Origin of the sequence: Nitrosomonas sp. Nm34 (assembly GCF_900113925.1) — a bacterium.
In the GTDB taxonomy this organism is placed as follows: Bacteria; Pseudomonadota; Gammaproteobacteria; order Burkholderiales; family Nitrosomonadaceae; genus Nitrosomonas.
In genome coordinates this window covers 1-15,144 of record NZ_FORD01000032.1, presented here as the reverse complement: position 1 = coordinate 15,144, position 15,144 = coordinate 1, and the positions used below count along the sequence as shown (strand labels likewise).

25 protein-coding genes and 1 pseudogene are annotated in these 15,144 nt (G+C 43.0%); 20 read left to right on the top strand and 6 right to left on the bottom strand.

Annotated features, from left to right (window positions below; all coding sequences use genetic code 11):
* Positions 1 to 20: 20 nt before the first annotated feature.
* The 10 genes and pseudogenes from BM283_RS11970 (at position 21) to BM283_RS19490 (ending at position 7,567) form a co-directional block, all read left to right on the top strand.
* Positions 21 to 383 (top strand): hypothetical protein, encoded by a 363-nt coding sequence (locus tag BM283_RS11970; RefSeq protein ID WP_090693401.1) that lies wholly within the window; start codon positions 21 to 23, stop codon positions 381 to 383.
* 7 nt (positions 384 to 390) lie between these two features.
* Positions 391 to 1,458 (top strand): hypothetical protein, encoded by a 1,068-nt coding sequence (locus BM283_RS11965; protein ID WP_175492120.1) that lies wholly within the window; start codon positions 391 to 393, stop codon positions 1,456 to 1,458.
* A gap of 19 nt (positions 1,459 to 1,477) precedes the next feature.
* The gene (locus BM283_RS11960; protein WP_090693398.1) at positions 1,478 to 1,906 is read left to right on the top strand and encodes a hypothetical protein; all 429 of its coding nucleotides are present in this window, start codon (positions 1,478 to 1,480) and stop codon (positions 1,904 to 1,906) included.
* Between the two features lie 5 nt (positions 1,907 to 1,911).
* Positions 1,912 to 3,645: an AAA family ATPase gene (locus BM283_RS11955; RefSeq protein WP_090693397.1), complete on the top strand. Its 1,734-nt coding sequence runs from the start codon at positions 1,912 to 1,914 to the stop codon at positions 3,643 to 3,645.
* A gap of 35 nt (positions 3,646 to 3,680) precedes the next feature.
* A complete protein-coding gene (gene dut / locus BM283_RS11950; protein WP_090693394.1) occupies positions 3,681 to 4,121 on the top strand; it encodes a dUTP diphosphatase in 441 nt (146 codons plus the stop codon).
* 292 nt (positions 4,122 to 4,413) lie between these two features.
* The gene (locus BM283_RS11940; protein ID WP_090693390.1) at positions 4,414 to 4,848 is read left to right on the top strand and encodes an HNH endonuclease signature motif containing protein; all 435 of its coding nucleotides are present in this window, start codon (positions 4,414 to 4,416) and stop codon (positions 4,846 to 4,848) included.
* Entirely contained in the window at positions 4,838 to 5,104 is a 267-nt protein-coding gene (locus BM283_RS11935; protein ID WP_175492119.1) for a hypothetical protein, read from the top strand. Before BM283_RS11940 ends, BM283_RS11935 begins: the two co-directional genes overlap by 11 nt.
* Before the next feature lie 216 nt (positions 5,105 to 5,320).
* A complete protein-coding gene (locus BM283_RS11930; RefSeq protein WP_090693388.1) occupies positions 5,321 to 6,481 on the top strand; it encodes a site-specific integrase in 1,161 nt (386 codons plus the stop codon).
* A gap of 409 nt (positions 6,482 to 6,890) precedes the next feature.
* Positions 6,891 to 7,031 (top strand): annotated as a pseudogene (locus BM283_RS20595) (transposase); the annotation flags it as partial.
* 80 nt (positions 7,032 to 7,111) lie between these two features.
* Positions 7,112 to 7,567, top strand: coding sequence for an IS5 family transposase (locus BM283_RS19490; protein ID WP_090693386.1), 456 nt, complete (start codon positions 7,112 to 7,114; stop codon positions 7,565 to 7,567).
* Between the two features lie 29 nt (positions 7,568 to 7,596).
* Here the strand turns inward: BM283_RS19490 and BM283_RS11915 are convergent, their stop codons facing one another.
* From BM283_RS11915 to BM283_RS20045, 4 genes are read right to left on the bottom strand one after another with little or no spacing between them, the layout of a single operon-like run.
* Complete coding sequence (locus BM283_RS11915; RefSeq protein WP_090693384.1) at positions 7,597 to 7,782, bottom strand: hypothetical protein; 186 nt, start codon at positions 7,780 to 7,782, stop codon at positions 7,597 to 7,599.
* Positions 7,783 to 7,835: 53 nt separating this feature from the next.
* A complete protein-coding gene (locus BM283_RS11910) occupies positions 7,836 to 8,327 on the bottom strand; it encodes an ISAzo13-like element transposase-related protein (protein WP_302848294.1) in 492 nt (163 codons plus the stop codon).
* Positions 8,219 to 9,094, bottom strand: a complete 876-nt coding sequence (locus BM283_RS11905) for a transposase (RefSeq protein ID WP_254776348.1) — start codon at positions 9,092 to 9,094, stop codon at positions 8,219 to 8,221. The genes BM283_RS11910 and BM283_RS11905 overlap by 109 nt, the downstream gene beginning before the upstream one ends.
* A gap of 52 nt (positions 9,095 to 9,146) precedes the next feature.
* Positions 9,147 to 9,722: a P-loop NTPase family protein gene (locus BM283_RS20045; RefSeq protein WP_090693378.1), complete on the bottom strand. Its 576-nt coding sequence runs from the start codon at positions 9,720 to 9,722 to the stop codon at positions 9,147 to 9,149.
* A 68-nt stretch (positions 9,723 to 9,790) separates the two neighbouring features.
* On the opposite strand from BM283_RS20045, the gene BM283_RS11895 reads away from it, so the two are divergent.
* The 6 genes from BM283_RS11895 (at position 9,791) to BM283_RS11870 (ending at position 11,965) form a co-directional block, all read left to right on the top strand.
* Entirely contained in the window at positions 9,791 to 10,048 is a 258-nt protein-coding gene (locus tag BM283_RS11895) for a BrnT family toxin (RefSeq protein ID WP_217646512.1), read from the top strand.
* On the top strand, positions 10,017 to 10,307 hold the full coding sequence (locus BM283_RS11890; protein ID WP_090693377.1) for a BrnA antitoxin family protein: 291 nt from the start codon (positions 10,017 to 10,019) through the stop codon (positions 10,305 to 10,307). The genes BM283_RS11895 and BM283_RS11890 overlap by 32 nt, the downstream gene beginning before the upstream one ends.
* 36 nt (positions 10,308 to 10,343) lie before the next feature.
* The gene (locus tag BM283_RS11885; RefSeq protein WP_090693372.1) at positions 10,344 to 10,628 is read left to right on the top strand and encodes a hypothetical protein; all 285 of its coding nucleotides are present in this window, start codon (positions 10,344 to 10,346) and stop codon (positions 10,626 to 10,628) included.
* Positions 10,629 to 10,756: 128 nt separating this feature from the next.
* On the top strand, positions 10,757 to 11,125 hold the full coding sequence (locus tag BM283_RS11880; RefSeq protein ID WP_090693370.1) for a hypothetical protein: 369 nt from the start codon (positions 10,757 to 10,759) through the stop codon (positions 11,123 to 11,125).
* A 68-nt stretch (positions 11,126 to 11,193) separates the two neighbouring features.
* Complete coding sequence (locus BM283_RS11875; RefSeq protein WP_090693368.1) at positions 11,194 to 11,580, top strand: hypothetical protein; 387 nt, start codon at positions 11,194 to 11,196, stop codon at positions 11,578 to 11,580.
* 127 nt (positions 11,581 to 11,707) lie between these two features.
* Complete coding sequence (locus tag BM283_RS11870; RefSeq protein WP_254776347.1) at positions 11,708 to 11,965, top strand: hypothetical protein; 258 nt, start codon at positions 11,708 to 11,710, stop codon at positions 11,963 to 11,965.
* A gap of 42 nt (positions 11,966 to 12,007) precedes the next feature.
* Here BM283_RS11870 and BM283_RS20340 read toward each other — a convergent pair whose 3' ends face one another.
* Positions 12,008 to 12,142 carry a hypothetical protein gene (locus BM283_RS20340; RefSeq protein WP_302848293.1) on the bottom strand — a complete coding sequence of 45 codons (135 nt, stop codon included), beginning with the start codon at positions 12,140 to 12,142 and terminating at the stop codon, positions 12,008 to 12,010.
* 556 nt (positions 12,143 to 12,698) lie between these two features.
* Here BM283_RS20340 and BM283_RS18150 point away from each other — a divergent pair.
* The 3 genes from BM283_RS18150 (at position 12,699) to BM283_RS11855 (ending at position 13,957) form a co-directional block, all read left to right on the top strand.
* Positions 12,699 to 13,019 (top strand): hypothetical protein, encoded by a 321-nt coding sequence (locus BM283_RS18150; protein WP_139225266.1) that lies wholly within the window; start codon positions 12,699 to 12,701, stop codon positions 13,017 to 13,019.
* Between the two features lie 117 nt (positions 13,020 to 13,136).
* Positions 13,137 to 13,337: a hypothetical protein gene (locus BM283_RS11860; RefSeq protein WP_090693361.1), complete on the top strand. Its 201-nt coding sequence runs from the start codon at positions 13,137 to 13,139 to the stop codon at positions 13,335 to 13,337.
* 245 nt (positions 13,338 to 13,582) lie between these two features.
* The gene (locus tag BM283_RS11855) at positions 13,583 to 13,957 is read left to right on the top strand and encodes a hypothetical protein (RefSeq protein ID WP_090693358.1); all 375 of its coding nucleotides are present in this window, start codon (positions 13,583 to 13,585) and stop codon (positions 13,955 to 13,957) included.
* Positions 13,958 to 14,024: 67 nt separating this feature from the next.
* On the opposite strand, the gene BM283_RS11850 is transcribed toward BM283_RS11855, so the two are convergent.
* Positions 14,025 to 14,270, bottom strand: coding sequence for a hypothetical protein (locus tag BM283_RS11850; RefSeq protein ID WP_090693355.1), 246 nt, complete (start codon positions 14,268 to 14,270; stop codon positions 14,025 to 14,027).
* A 427-nt stretch (positions 14,271 to 14,697) separates the two neighbouring features.
* Here BM283_RS11850 and BM283_RS11840 point away from each other — a divergent pair, with 427 nt between their 5' ends.
* Positions 14,698 to 15,018, top strand: coding sequence for an Arm DNA-binding domain-containing protein (locus tag BM283_RS11840; protein WP_090693354.1), 321 nt, complete (start codon positions 14,698 to 14,700; stop codon positions 15,016 to 15,018).
* Positions 15,019 to 15,144: the final 126 nt, after the last annotated feature.

Genomic DNA, 15,144 nt, shown 5'->3' with positions numbered 1-15,144 from the left:
CAACTAAGAAAGGGGAAACCATGAGCCTGGCAAATTATCAAGATTTCAGAAATAAAGTGGCTGATGCACTTAGAAACATCAAGGTAGCAAAAGAGAAATCAATGGGCAAGATAGTGGCAGCCAATGCAAGTATTGATCAATTAGTTTTTAGGATAACGGTGACCGAAAGAGAAGGTGACACCTATTCAGTGGGTACAGCATTTCTAAATGAATACATGGCAAAAGCTGCTAATTCAGTCAAGGAGGAAATTTTTGTAATTGCTGAGCAATTAATGATTGCGGATTTAAAAAAGCTGCTTATAGAAACTAAAAAAGAGTGCGATGCAATCATGCGAGATCTTGAATACGACGATGAAAAAATTAATCAACTGAGAAAGGAGTAAAGAGGTAATGGCAACAAATCTAGCAGAACTTAAAAGCAATCCCCTACCCTCCACGGAGATAAAGGTAGGGTTTATGAACGCTGCATCATTTGAACTGATACAGCGAGCAGCAAGAATGATCTCCAATTCCACACTAGTTCCCGCACCTTATCAGGCCGTGCATAAAAAGCTGGACAAGTACGGTAATGTCACGGAAGCGATTGAGAATCCTAATGCAATATCTAACTGTGTAATAGCAATCAACATGGCGTCACGTATGAATGCTGATCCTTTGATGATTGCACAGAATCTTTATGTCATTGAAGGCCGCCCCAGCTGGTCATCCCAATGGATTATTGCAGCAATCAATAGCTGTGGTCGATTTTCCCCGCTTCGTTTCGATATCAAGGAACTTGGCAAAAAAACGCTTCAATACACCACCTACTCTTGGGAGAACAATAAGAAAGTGCCCAAGTTGCAGCAGGTAGAAATTAACGATAAAGAATGCATAGCATGGGTTATCGAAAAAGAAACTGGCGAACGTCTGGAATCACCACCGGTAACAATTGAAATGGCTGTCAAAGAAGGGTGGTATACCAAAAACGGTAGCAAGTGGCAAACAATGGACAGTCTTATGCTTCGGTATAGAACAGCCAGCTTCTTTGGCAAGCTGTATGCGCCTGAATTACTGATGGGATTGCAAACAGCAGAGGAAATACATGACATGGTTATTGATGCCGCTCCTGATGGTAAAGGAGGATATAGCGTTGATATTGATAGCTTAAAGCCTGTCAATGATCCGAAAGAAGGCGATCCTGTGTCATATGATCCAAAGCCTGAACCAAAGCAGGAAGCCAAGCCTGAGACAAAGAGACAATCCAAGTCAGCTGAAACAAAGACTGAGCCGGTAAAGCCTGCCAATCCACCAGCCGATCACACCGGCGAATCATATCAAGCAGGTAGTCAGCAATTCACTGACGAGGAGTTGAGAGAGCATGCACCTAGCGAATCCGGAGGAACTTACCAATCTGAGCAGTCAGAGCAAGATCCCCGCGCATCAATTCCAGCTGCAAAACCACGCCTCAATTTAAGTTAAAAGCAGGAAGTGAACTAATATGAAAAATGCAAAAAGAGATGCAGATATTTTCACCTTATCCGAGGCCGCCGGACGTGATTTGTTAGGGTCCTTAGTAACTGAGTTAAGACATATGCCCGATGTGTGGCAAAAGCTATCAAAGGCCAAGCAAGATGACATCATTGAGCGCTTAAGAAAGCAGGTGGCTAACCAAGTAACGCTCGCAGTTCACGCGATAGCCTCTGAAGAAAGAATAGTAGTAACAGGGGCAATTGATCAAATCACTATCAAAGATGGGGTCAAGGCTGTTGTTAAGTTCGGGCCTGAGGCCGCTAACCTTGATCATCTATTTAGATCAGGAGGCAAAATGGTCCTTTTAGTTGTCGCCAATGCTGAAGACCATATGCTGGGAATGGATCAAATTGAGGGTGAAGAAGAACAAAAAATCCTGGAATTCAATAAGCACTAATACCCATGAAAATCAAACAAATAATAATAAATAATTTTCTCGCAGTTCGTAATCTGCAAGCCAGTACAGACAAACCTATTTTCCTTTTTGCCGGTAATAATGAGGCTGGCAAAAGTACCATCGCTGATGCCTGTGCTATGGCTATGCTTGGATATTTCCCGCGTGGCATAGGGAAAAGAGATGGAACATTGCTCCTGAATAACAAGGCCAATGATGCCAGCATTGAAATATATTCAGAAGATGTTGCATTCAGCCAGGTAATAAACAGAACTGGTCTGATGAAGGGAACTAAAAGTGAAAACCCTGCCCTGCCCTTTGTCCTGGACATTAAGAGATTTTCAAAAGCAACCAGTGAGGAAAGATCAAAGCTCCTGTTTGAGATATCCGGCACCAAGATTACCCCACAGGTAGTCAGAGAGAAAATGAAAGCCGCAGGTCTTAACCTGGATTATGCAGAACCTATCATCCCGATAGTCATAGCCTCCTTTTCCGAGGCGCAAAAGGAAGCCCAGGCAAGGGCAAGGGAAGCAAAAGCCCAATGGAAGACAGTCACAGGTGAAACCTATGGCGACAAAAAAGCCCCCGAGTGGAAGGCCAGCAAGGAAGGAAACCTGGAGGCATTGCAAGATGAAATCATTGGCATTAAAAAAGAGCTTTCAATAATTGAATCCGAGCTTGAGGCAAGTAATCAACAGTACGGCGCATTGAAGCAGGCCAAAGATAAAGCCGGATCGTTTCAAGAGGAAATGCAAAAGCTCCAGGAGCAAGTAGACAGTATTCCCAGGATCAAAAAGAAGAAAGACTGCGATGAGCAAAGCGTGACTTCCTGGCTGAGCATGATTGAAAACATCAAGAACCAAGCAGGTAATATTTCACCAGCCGACACAGTTTCTGCCTGCCCTTCCTGTGGCACCGAGCTGGTATTTGTTGCGGCCGAGAAGAAATTGATCGAGCGTGGTGATATGCATGGCGATCAATCAGGATTAGCGAACCTGCCCAAATATCAGCAAGCCCTCGAAACAAGCAAAAATGCGGTGGCCAATGATGAGCGTGACTTGCGCGCAGCTGAGAATACTCAGACCAAACTTGAGCTGATGAAATCAAGCTTACCTGAATTCAATGAAGTCGTATTCGCCAGCATCGTTGCAAAGATTGATGAATTGAAAGCAACCAAAAAAGAACTTTCTGAGCAAGTCAGCAAGCTGGAAGGTCAGGAAAGAAACCTGCGAGAAGCCGATAGCAAAACTGAGCAGGCCATGAAGTATCACCTGACTGTAGCCGAATACGAAAAGATTGCTGCAGCACTTTCCCCACTTGGCATTCCTGGCGAATTTCAAAACGAAACGTCCGGCCCCTTTGTTGATCGAGTGCAAGCTCAGGCAGCAAAGGCAGGCTGGAAAATTCCTGAGTTTGATAACGATTTTCGCATATGGGTCAATGGTTGCGCTTATGAATGCCTCTCAGAGTCAGCCCAATGGCGTGTTGACGTTTTAATCTCTGAGGCTATCAGCCATATGTCCGAGTTAAAGTTTTTCGTCGTGGATCGTTTTGATCTCCTGGATAACGATAGCCGTAGCGATTACCTATACTGGTTGTCTGAGCTGGCCATCTTAGGTGAAGTAGACACAGTTTTAACAATGGGAACATTGAAACGTGACGCCGCTCAGCTAATCGCCGGTGCAATCGAGAATGTATCCGTTAACTGGATTGAATCTGGTCAAGCCACTCAAATCAGCTAGAAAAAATTAACATCAAAAAATAATAAGGAAAAGAAATGATTAAACTGAAATTTAGAAAGACAAAACCGGAAGCAATCCAGCCCACCTATGCTACTGATGGTAGCGCGTGCATAGATTTATATTCGACTACTTATCACCTGCTTGAAGAAGATAGTCGTGTTGCGGTAATTGATACAGGTATAGCTTTTGAAATTCCAAAAGGTTATGTGATGACTGTTTTTTCTAGGAGCGGTCACGGATTCAGAAAAGGAGTCAGACTTTCAAACGGCACAGGAATTATCGATTCTGATTTTAGGGATAGCGTAAAGATTAGCCTAATCATGGATTCATTCTTTCGAGGCGCATTTGAAATAAACCCAGGGGATCGCATTGCTCAAGCCATGATCATTCCTACCCCTTTAATCTGCCTGGAGGAAGTTAGCGAACTGAGTGAGACAGAGCGCGGCATGGGCGGACTGGGTAGCACAGGCTCTTAATACCCAAGAAAATAAAAACCCACAGCGCAGTGCACGCGAATGTACTGCGTAAACGCTGTGGACTCTATCGATCCATAGAGAAAACTATGATAACACAACAAGAATACCAGAAAGAAACTCTAAAAGGCGTAATAGAAAACTCGCCGCTTGTTGCGTCATCAAATCTCGGGGAAATAAAAACTATGTATGGATGCGCAAACGATAGGTCCTTAAAACCAATACGCGGCATTGATTGCGAGGTGCTTCCTGAAGTTAGCGTTCTTATGGAAGATTGAATTTAAGAGGGGTTGATATGGGGAGAGATAGTGCAACAGGCAGATTTGTAAAGGGGATCACACCTTGGAATAAGGGCATAAAAGGTGTTCCTTCCGTTGGAAGGATGCATGAGACTCAATATAAATCCGGAAGCAAACCTGCTAACTGGAGGCCTGTCGGTAGCACTCGAGTAAATGTCGATGGCTATATAGAAATCAAGGTAGCAGAGGGAATGCATCAATGGCGATTACTGCATCGTGAAGTGTGGAAGCAACATCGAGGCGAATATCCACCAAAAGGAATGGCGCTAATATTTATCAACGGCAATAAACAGGACTGCGACATTAACAATCTGAAACTCGTTACCAGGCGAGAGTTGATGGAGCGAAACACAGTTCAGAATCTGCCTGAAAATTTAAAACAGGTCATACGTTTAAAGGGTGTTTTGAGGAGAAAAATCAATGGAAAATAATATAGAAGAACTGAGGGGAATATTGTTTGAAGCAATTCGCGGGGTAAAAGAGGGCACGCTGGATTTGGAAAAAGCGAAAGTAATAGAAGGTTTAAGCCAAACAATTATCAACTCGGCCAAAGTCGAAGTGGATTATTTGAGAGTCACCGAAGGCGTGGGCGGAACCTCGTTCATGGTTGAAGGAAGAGATAAAGAACAAACACCGAATAGCTATCTGCATGTTGCTGGTGTAGGTAAAAAGCATGCCATCAGATAAACAATAAAACCAAAAAACCATGACAACTGATGAGGAAAGCAAGGGGTTGTAATTTATGATTGCAAACTATGTAACCATTGAAAAATTCTGTCAGGTTACCGGCTACACTCCAGACGCTATCAGGTCTAAGATTAATCGTGGTGACTGGACTAAAGGTCAAGAGTACACTAAAGCGCCTGACGGCAGAATTTTAATTATTGTAGAGGGGTACCATTCATGGGTGGAAGCAAGTATCCAGGAGTCAGAGAGTCAAGCGGTTCGTCAATCGAGATCGACTTCTACTACAAAGGGCAGCGTTGCCGCGAGCGTCTCAACCTCAAGCCCTCCCCCGCTAACCTGAGAAAAGCTGCCCAGCATAGGGCGGCTATACTGAATGCTATTGATGCAGGGACGTTTGATTATGCCTATACATTCCCTGAATCAAGCAACGCTCTTAAATTCTCACCGTCTCAATATACCGTTAAAACCTACTTGGCAGAATGGCTGGCAAACAAAAGACCAACTATCAAAGCCAGCACATTTAACGATTATAGAAAAATAATAGAGAATCTGGTGGTACCTCAATTTGGACCGAAAATATTAACATGCTTGAGTCGTAACGATGTAAGAACATGGGTTTCTAGTTTGGACTGCTCGAACAAGCGTATAGCAAATATCTTGAGCCCATTACGAGCCGCACTTCAAGATGCACTGCATGATGATTTAATCCAGTCAAATCCTTTGCTTGGCTGGACATATCAACGCAATGAAGCTCCAGTAACAAAAGCCCATGTTGACCCGTTTACCCAGGAAGAACAGCAAGCAATTATTGAGGCCGCTATTGGGCAAATTAAAAATCAATGCATTGTGTTTTTTTGGACAGGAATGAGGACATCTGAATTGATCGCGTTGGAATGGTCTGATATAGATTGGAAAAGAAAAAAGATCAAAGTAAATAAAGCATTTACATCAGCTTCACGAATTGACGAGACCACCAAAACTAAAACTGGAACGCGAGAAATAGATATACTTCAACCTGTAGAGCAAGCTCTAATAGATCAGAAACAATATACTTTACTGCAAGGTAATAAAATATTTCTCAATCCCTTGACTGGCGAGCAATGGACTGGCGATCAGCAAATAAGGAAATCATTCTGGATTCCGCTATTAAAACGGGCAAATGTACGATATAGGAATCCATATCAAACCAGACACACATTTGCTTCAATGATGTTATCTGCAGGGGAAAATCTAGCCTGGGTATCTCAACAAATGGGACATTCAAACGTGTTAATTACAGCCAGAACATATGCTAGATGGATACCATCTAATACTCAACAGGGGAATAAAGCTCTTGATATGTTTGGTCAACATTTAGTCAGCATTAAAAATAAATAACTTAATAATCAAATAGTTATAATTGCTACTCGCGGGTTCGAATCCCGCCTTCTCCGCCATTTGATATTAATTGCAAAAGACTACTAGAAATCCTCAGAAGATATAATCGATGTGAAATCAGCCCGTTATGGGCTGGTTTATTAATTTGCAGTTAGTTGCACAGCCTATTTTAATTTTTCAAGATTGTCTCCAGAACCGCACTGAAACTGCGCTCGTTTTTTCTTCAAACAAATTTCCCGGATAGCTCAATACTCTGTTTATCACTAGGTTCTGTTGACATTTCGTAATAATCAGTGAGAATCCTGATCCATTCTGTGTGGGAATGAGTAGCAGAACGGAACTGACTGATGAACAATGGGAAATTTTATACCAACTATTGCTGCTTCAAGGGTGAGTTTATGTAGGAAACATCGGAAGATGCCGTCGTTTTCTGAATGCAGTACTATGGATTTTACGTAGTCGCGCCCAATGGCGTTTATTACCGCAGTCATTAGGCAAATGGAACTCTGTTTTTAAACGTTTTTCGCGTTGGTGCAAATATGAAGTCTGGAAGTTTCTGCACGCAGCTTGCAGTCAATATCCGGACATGCAACAAATTCTGATTGATAGTACGATCACTCGCGCGCATGCTTGTGTTGCTGGCGCAGCAGGTGTTCGGCAAAGACAGAAGCTCTGGGACGCTCGAAAGGCGGTTTTACCAATAAAATTCACGCTATTACAGATGCGCCAGGCAACCCGCTGGATTTTATCCTGACTGGTGGTCAAGCCAGCGATATCGGGCAGGCCGAGATTTTGTTGGCCCTGACAACGGAGGGTGCGGCTGCCCTGGTGGGTGATAAAGGTTATGATAGTGATGCTTTTATTCAAACGCTCACTGAAAAAGCCATTGAGCCTGTCATTGCGCCGCGCAGTAATCGAATTAACCCAAGAGATTGTGATTGGTTCACCTATAAAGAGCGTGACTTAATGGAGTGTTTCTTCAACAAAATTAAACATTACAAAAGAATATCCCCACGTTATGAAAAATTGGCCAGAAATTACATGGGCTTTATACGATTTGTCTCAGCATTGATTTGGCTCCGCTAAAATGTTAACAGAACCTAGGTGGAGTTAAATTATTCTTTTTTATAACCAAATATATTTGTATTTAGCACAGGTTCAAGCAGCAAATCAGCTATTGCTGCATTAGCATGTTTGTATTGTTGTTGTTTGTCACTTGCATGAAAACTAATTGATCTGTCAAAGATAATGATAGATGAAGCGATAATCAAACCAACCAAAATTAAAAGTACTAATCCCACAAGGCTAGCAAATAAAATATCCTTAAGGCGATTTCAGAAAATAAACATCCCCATCAGGTAGGTCGAATCAGAATGTCCCATTTGGGCAAAAGCGGGTTGCGCTCCAATCTGGCTTCGATCTCCCGCATGGCTTTCCTGGATAGAGAAACGCCTTTCCGGTAGAGCCTGCGGCTCAATTTTACCATCGGGTGGCTACCTTTCCAGGTCATGCTTTTCGCCCATGCCAGCATGGTTGCGGTATCCACTAGTTGGGCTCCATTCCAATGCTGTTCCAAAATTCCCCAACACCGTTCGATGGGATTATACTTGCTGTGGTATGGCAGATAGTACAGCAGTTGGATGATTTTGCCGGTAGTATCAGCGAACTCCACCATGCGCTTGAGGAACTGGGTGCGCACCCCGCTGCTTTCCGGGCCATTGTCCCTAAATTCCTCTTTTAACCAGAATTGGAAGCTAAATGAAAGGTTGGCAAATCGAGAACTGGTGGATTTTTTGGTCTGGTAGCAAAGATTTTGTCGATAATGTAGCGTACCAAGGTAGGCCATCGCTCTATTTTTGGCAACCGAGGCGCATTTGCCAGAATGAAATCAGGACCCTTACAGACACTGCTGATCATCGTTTTGATTTGGTCACTGGCCACGTGAGTTAATGTAAGCAATAGTCGAGATTGACCAGCATGCTGAGTCAGACGAGCAACCCCGTTAAGTAGCAAAGGGCAACTGGTAATCGCTTCCAGATGTGTTTTGGGGTGTGCCAGGCGAACATACCAACTCCACCAGTTATAGATGAGCGCGACTGCTCGTGCTGAGAGGTTACAGCGCCCCAGGTCATGCGTAGTATAGCCACCCCAGCCCCACTGGTTTTTCAACTCATCGAGGCCATTCTCGCAATCTGCCCGGTCCTGATACCATTGACCGAAGGCTTCCGATGAATAATCGGCACTGGTCACTAAAACAGCATATTCCCATACTTTGATCTTATCTGGATGATCAACGAAGTGCAGGGTTCCTTGTTGGTTACCTGTGTTCATTTCAACTGCCAGATGGTCTTTGACCTGACGCCGCAGCACTACTATCCGTCGCGCACGGCTCCAGCCTGCCAACCGGATTTCATCTTCTACTGCGTCAAAACCTTGCCCTACAGGCTGCCACTGGTTTTGCTGCCATTTCCGCTCGATTAAACGTTTAATCCCGGCATTCTGGCGCAGCTTGAACAAATAACGCTGATTAATCTCTTCCATTTCAGTCATCACGCCTTCGTTGCCAGAAGCACTGTCGCCACGCACCAGCGCGGGACGCTTTTCATTAGCCAAGCCTTCGATCAACTGCCGCAGACGAGATAGGCTATATTTGGCGGCATCGCATTTAACGCTTTGCGCTTCTACATCCAGCGCCAGGCGAACATTGCTGAGCCAAAGGTATGCAAGGTATGACTTGGTCGTCCCGGCTTTCTGGGGTTATAGCTGATCTCAGCACCTGTTGGTGGCCATACAGCAGCTTGACGCTGCTATCAGCGTCGAGAATCCAGGCAGTATTCAAGACCTCACGAGTACTCTCGCTGAGCGCCGTATCCATCCAGCTCGTACTCTCAATCAGCTGAGCCAGGCAGATAGCGCGTTGCGCCTCATCGCAACATTTAAGTAAGCCTCGTGCAAGCGCGCTCTGCGCGCGACGCAAGCTCTCATCGCTGACAATCTTGCTCATGCCAAGTATCTCAGGAGCCACTGACCAAGCTAAAGCAGATTGCATAGCCAGCATCACATCATCATAATTCAGCGCTCCTTCCATGTCAGGCACATGAGTTAATGCTAGCGTATCTTCTGGCAGTTCCTGTCCTGGCCCAAATTTATCCAGAATGTTGGATAAGCCAAAATACTTGGCCAATTTCTCAGCGTTTCTTGTTTTGCCGCAGCCTTGTGGACCGTAAATAATTGCACTCATTTGTTTTCTTCCTTATTTATATTGAAAGTATAGATAATTATCTATACTATTTAACTCATGAAATTTACGTGGGACGAGACCAAGCGGCAAGCGGACTTGAAGAAACATGGGTTGATTTTGCCGATGCCGAGCTGGTCTTTGCTGGGTACACTTTAACCAGACAGGATAAGCGATTCGCTTACGACGAGTTTCGATTTCCCACGATTGGTTTGCTCGGGGTTGAGGTAATGGTTATTGCACACACCGAAACCGTTGACGAGATTCGTATTATCTCTATGCGAAAAGCAGAACGTTATGAACAAGAAAACAACTTTGCCAGCCTCTGATGAATTGGATGAAGCGCCCGTCTGGACTAATGATGATTTTAAAAAAGCAACACATCGAGCCGGACTGAAACCATTATCTTTAAAGAAAAAGAAAATAAACATCACGCTCGACCCAGATATTATTGCTTGGTTCAAAGAGCGGGCAGGAACACGCGGATACCAAACGCTCATCAATGCAGCTTTACGCGAAGCAATGCAAAAAAAAACCATCGAAGAGGTATTAAGAAAAGTGATCAAGGAAGAATTGCATTCCCAATGATCGCCAATCTCGCTGAACCAGAGAAGGAATCCAAATATGCTTACTGAACGTTTAAAAAAGCGCTTAGAAAAAGACCGACCTACGACATCTATTACCCTACGTATCCCTGTTGACGTGGTGGAATCCTTGAAGGAAATTGCACCGCTCAAGGGATTTTCTGGATACCAGACATTGTTGAAGTCATACATCAGCGAGGGTTTACGCAAAGACGAAGAGCGGTATTCCGATATGTCAACGACACGCTTGATAGAAGCGTTAAAAAAGCATGGCGTATCGGAAGCTGTCATCGAAGAAGCGACACGGGATTTAGCTGAGTCCTGAACGTAGGGATAATCTTACGAGGTTGGCGATGTCAATCCCATCATAATTGGCGTCCTTTTCTATGCTGATAGAATATATGCTGTTAGGATAGCAAGTTCCACCAAGCTATTAACAACAAAGGAAAAGCTATGGAAGAGATATACCTCGTGCATGCTGAGGCGGTAGCCATAAAAACGGCAATTAACAAAGGTAATATTGACGAGGTAGATGCAATCATTTTTGTTACTGCGAAATCACGAGATGAAGCTCAAATACTTGCAAGCTCTGCGTTGATGGAACATGATTACTATCTAATAAGGGTTTTCGCAGTTTCTGTACCCACTCTTTCCGCCGTTTTAAAATCGGACACACAATTAATAGCTCAGTACCATGCTGCGATTGAGTTAGGGTACAGTCTTGAGCTAATGGTTCATACGCGTGAAGAACGGCATCCGGCTCATCCTTTTGAGAGTCGCACATTGATATCTCCTATTTTTTACCAGCCAAGAAAGCATTAGATTGGCGGCATCTCCTATGCTGATAGAATAGTAAGTTCCATCAAACTAATAACAACAAAGGAGAAGCCATGAAAATTAAGATCAGCGAAGATAAGCAAACAGTCACGTTATCGATACCAAATAATCTTTCTGCCAGCGAAATAGAAAAATTGATTGCAGATTTATCAAAAGTTAGAGCTAGCATGCTTCCTTCAATCCCTTTTAGTCAGCCAGAAACAGAAGATCAAAATATAAGCTTTCAGGACGATCCACATTTTGCTGCTGAACTGCAAAATGACGGTAGGATTAGACTCTGGTTTAGGGACTATGGCCTTGGCTGGATGATATTCAATATTCCAGTCAGTAAAGCTTGTACTTTGCGCGATTTTCTCATTGCCAATACTCCCAACAGTACAGAATTCAATTTCTTCAGCAATAATCTCCGAGATAGGGACGCTACGCAGGGAATTGGGTGAATTACTTCCTTTTATATTCATTATCTTATCAACACAAATAAGCATTAATATCAGCCAAACATAACTATAAAAACAAATAATCATGCTTCCTGAAGAATTAAAAGAATGCTCACAAAAGGACCACCCCATGAAATCTATTACGATAAGCTTTTCGGTTGATGAAGTGGAATCTATGAAAAAGATAGCGCGACTCAAAGGATTCTCCGGATACAAGATATTATTGAAGTCATACATCAGTGAAGGGTTGCACAGAGACGAAGAGCGATATTCGGGCATATCAAACGCGCTTTTGATCGAAGCGCTAAAAAAATATGGTGTACCCGACACCATCATCCAACAAGCTACAAGGGATGTGATTGAATCGACTACGTACATACAGAATTGATCACCGGCAATATGTAGGTGATCTAGCGCTTCAGGCCTCTGGCTAAGGCAGGGGGAGTAATTCCCCTTGTAGAGGTTGTATTCCTCGCATGCCAGGGAGTTTCTGATTACTCACCCCTATTCCCTCCCTGCTAATCCCGCCACTGGCCCCAGCAACTTCAGTACGCAATTGATCCATATCGCCATCAATCACCTCTCTTGGAGACTTCCCAAACAACCCACCGATCGGGATTTTTTTAGCTCACGGCTGAGGAAATGTCTTTCATTTACATTAAAATAAACATTAGGCAGCTGACCATGGACTGTCTAAATGTCAATTCATCCATACCATACGAGCCAGACAAATGCTGAGCAACCGTACTTTTACCCGTTCCAATCGCCCCGCTTAACTCGATCAATTTAATTTCGCCGTCTCACACCTGAATAAGTATTTAGCTAGCTTTTCCACAAGGAACACAGGAGATGCTATTTGCATCCAAAAAATGACAACCACACAAAAATTTGACGAATAATTTGATAAACTGATTCTGGCAATCTGCAATAAATTGTCGTTCCACCTCAATCGAGTTGAAAGTGGCAATTTTGATAATGACCGAACGATGGACGCCAGGCTTTTCAAGCTGCGCTACTTCTTTAGTAGCGAGATTCGTGAGTAATACGCCACCTAATTTTCTTACCCTCTTCTTGTTGTGCCCATCGAGGTTATTGAAAAACTTATTAGGGAGTATGAATCTATGGAAACTCTTGAAGAACAGCTTCTGCTTTTGAAGGATCGACTCATAGCTTACAAAAGTGAGCTTTCTATATGCAGAATAAATGCTTCTGCTTTGGTTTATATGATAAGCAACCTTGAATCTGAAAATCAGAATCTTAAGCATGAAAATCTCGTATTGAAGGAAAAGATAGAAAGCTTTTATCACGCAAATCTTTATAATCATCAATGTAGGCATTGCGGTTCGGTAAAGCTAAAAAAAATTATTTGCATAGCCGATACTTTTTTCACTTGCCTGGATTGTAAAAAAGAGTCAATCATCACAATTGATACCGTACTATAGTTTTATTTCACATTTACTGAATAAGCGGTTTCCCTTATGTTGATAGAATAGATAATTCGAATAACTAACCACTATAAGAAGGGAAACTGTGGAAGTTTTATTATCCACATAATTGGTATGGCTTGGTACCGTCGAGAAGATTACGATGCCATTCTCAGGATCATGACGGATAACCAGAATTTGCCCGAAAGCTTCGACGCATGGTTTGCTTATGCCGAGCAATGCGAGAAAAAGCTCAAGAGAGCGAAGGATATTTTGTTGTGCGTGCCTTCATTAACCCCAGAACGTTTCCCAAGTAGTGCTGGTCGAATGGCCTGAAAATCGATTCCAAGGCGCGCACGCATTACGCCAACTTCATCGCGCTGAAAAATGAAAGATGTCACCGTTAAAAAACAATCAATATTCATAATCACCCTTTAAAAAATTCCCGTAACACCACATCGCAGGGATAGTCGGCATTAAGGGAGAAGTTACGCCCCAGTAAGCTGATGCTAACCAGCAGAAGTGACGTCATACGCGAACACTCATTCAGCAATTATCCGAGAGAAATCAGGGAAGTACACATGATAAAAAAGCAACCAACAGGATCATCAACGATGAATAATCAAAACAATATCACCGAACTGCGCGCGATCCTATTCGACACGCTGCGCGGTCTTAAAGACAAATCAATGGAAGTCGAGCACGCTAAAGCGATTTCTGACACGGCTCAAGTCATTATCAACTCTGCCAAATTAGAAACAGACTACGCCAAACATAACAAAAAGAAAACCACATCATTTATGCATGACAAAATCATAGATACATCATCAGACGAATCTGATGACATTGATGATGACGACACAGATGATCAGCGCGAGCTGGCAGGCATTAACCGCATCGAACCCAAATTAACCAGCTATGTACACCGCACTGGCGGTGGAAAGCAGCCCATTTAATGTGAAAATCGATTGGAACAAATGAGTGAAATGGAACTTACCGCAATGATCGAGCACGAGCTTTCTCTTAATTTATGACATCTGCTGGAGCCACAACGAAAACCAGGGATTGAGGACTTATCTCAGGATACTTCCGAATCTCAACAACTCTTACAAGAATAGGCTCACGTGTCTCAGGATCAATAAGGCAAGGTAAAACGATTAAATCACCCTTGTTTGGCAGCTTACAAGAAGAATCACATAAATCTTTTAGATATAAAATCTTATCTTCATACCATGGATATACAGCCCATTTTACATCTGGCTCAATCATCGTCGTTTCCTAGCAACATTTGTGAAGTGAATACGAAGGTTACAACGAAATTATGATATTGACAAACTCAATCTATATCGTATTGCACCACCTCGGCCGATCGAACGGCAAACAAAACTAAGCATCTTAGAGGTGCAAGCAGCTTTTCAATGCACGAGTTTAATTTTCAGATAACTGAACCGTTTAAAAAAACCAAAAATCATAACAACTGATGAGGAAAGCAAGGGAGTATAATTTATGATTGTAAACTATGTAACCATTGAAAAATTCTGTCAGGTAACTGGATACACACCAGATGCGATCAGGTTACACACCAGATGCGATCAGGTCTAAAGTCTAAAATTAATCGTGGTGACTGGGTTAAAGGTCAAGAGTACACTAAAGCGCCTGACGGAAGAATCTTAATCACTGTAGAGGGATATCATTCATGGGTGGAAACAAGTATCCAGGAGTCAGAGAGTCAAGCGACTCGTCCATTGAAATGGACTTCTACAACAAAAAGCAGCGTTGCCGCGAGCGTTTCTCACTCAAGCCCTCCCCCGCTAACCTGAGAAAAGCTGCCCAGCATCGAGCAGCTATACTCAATGCTATTGATGCTGGTACATTGGATTACTCGTACACATTCCCTGAATCAAAGAATGCTATTAAATTCGCGCCGTCACAGTATACGATCAGAACTTATTTATACCCATCGCACATGAAATTTCGGCACTCAGGTGCTGCCAATGATTTGGAAATTATCAGTTAATAATGTGCGTAATTCTGCTTCGTAATGATCCGTTGCTGTAAAAAAAGCTTGGCAAGCACTTTTGAAAAGTGAAAAAGTTTCATAGTAGCAACCATACAGGATTTTCTTCTTGAAAAATTTCCAATA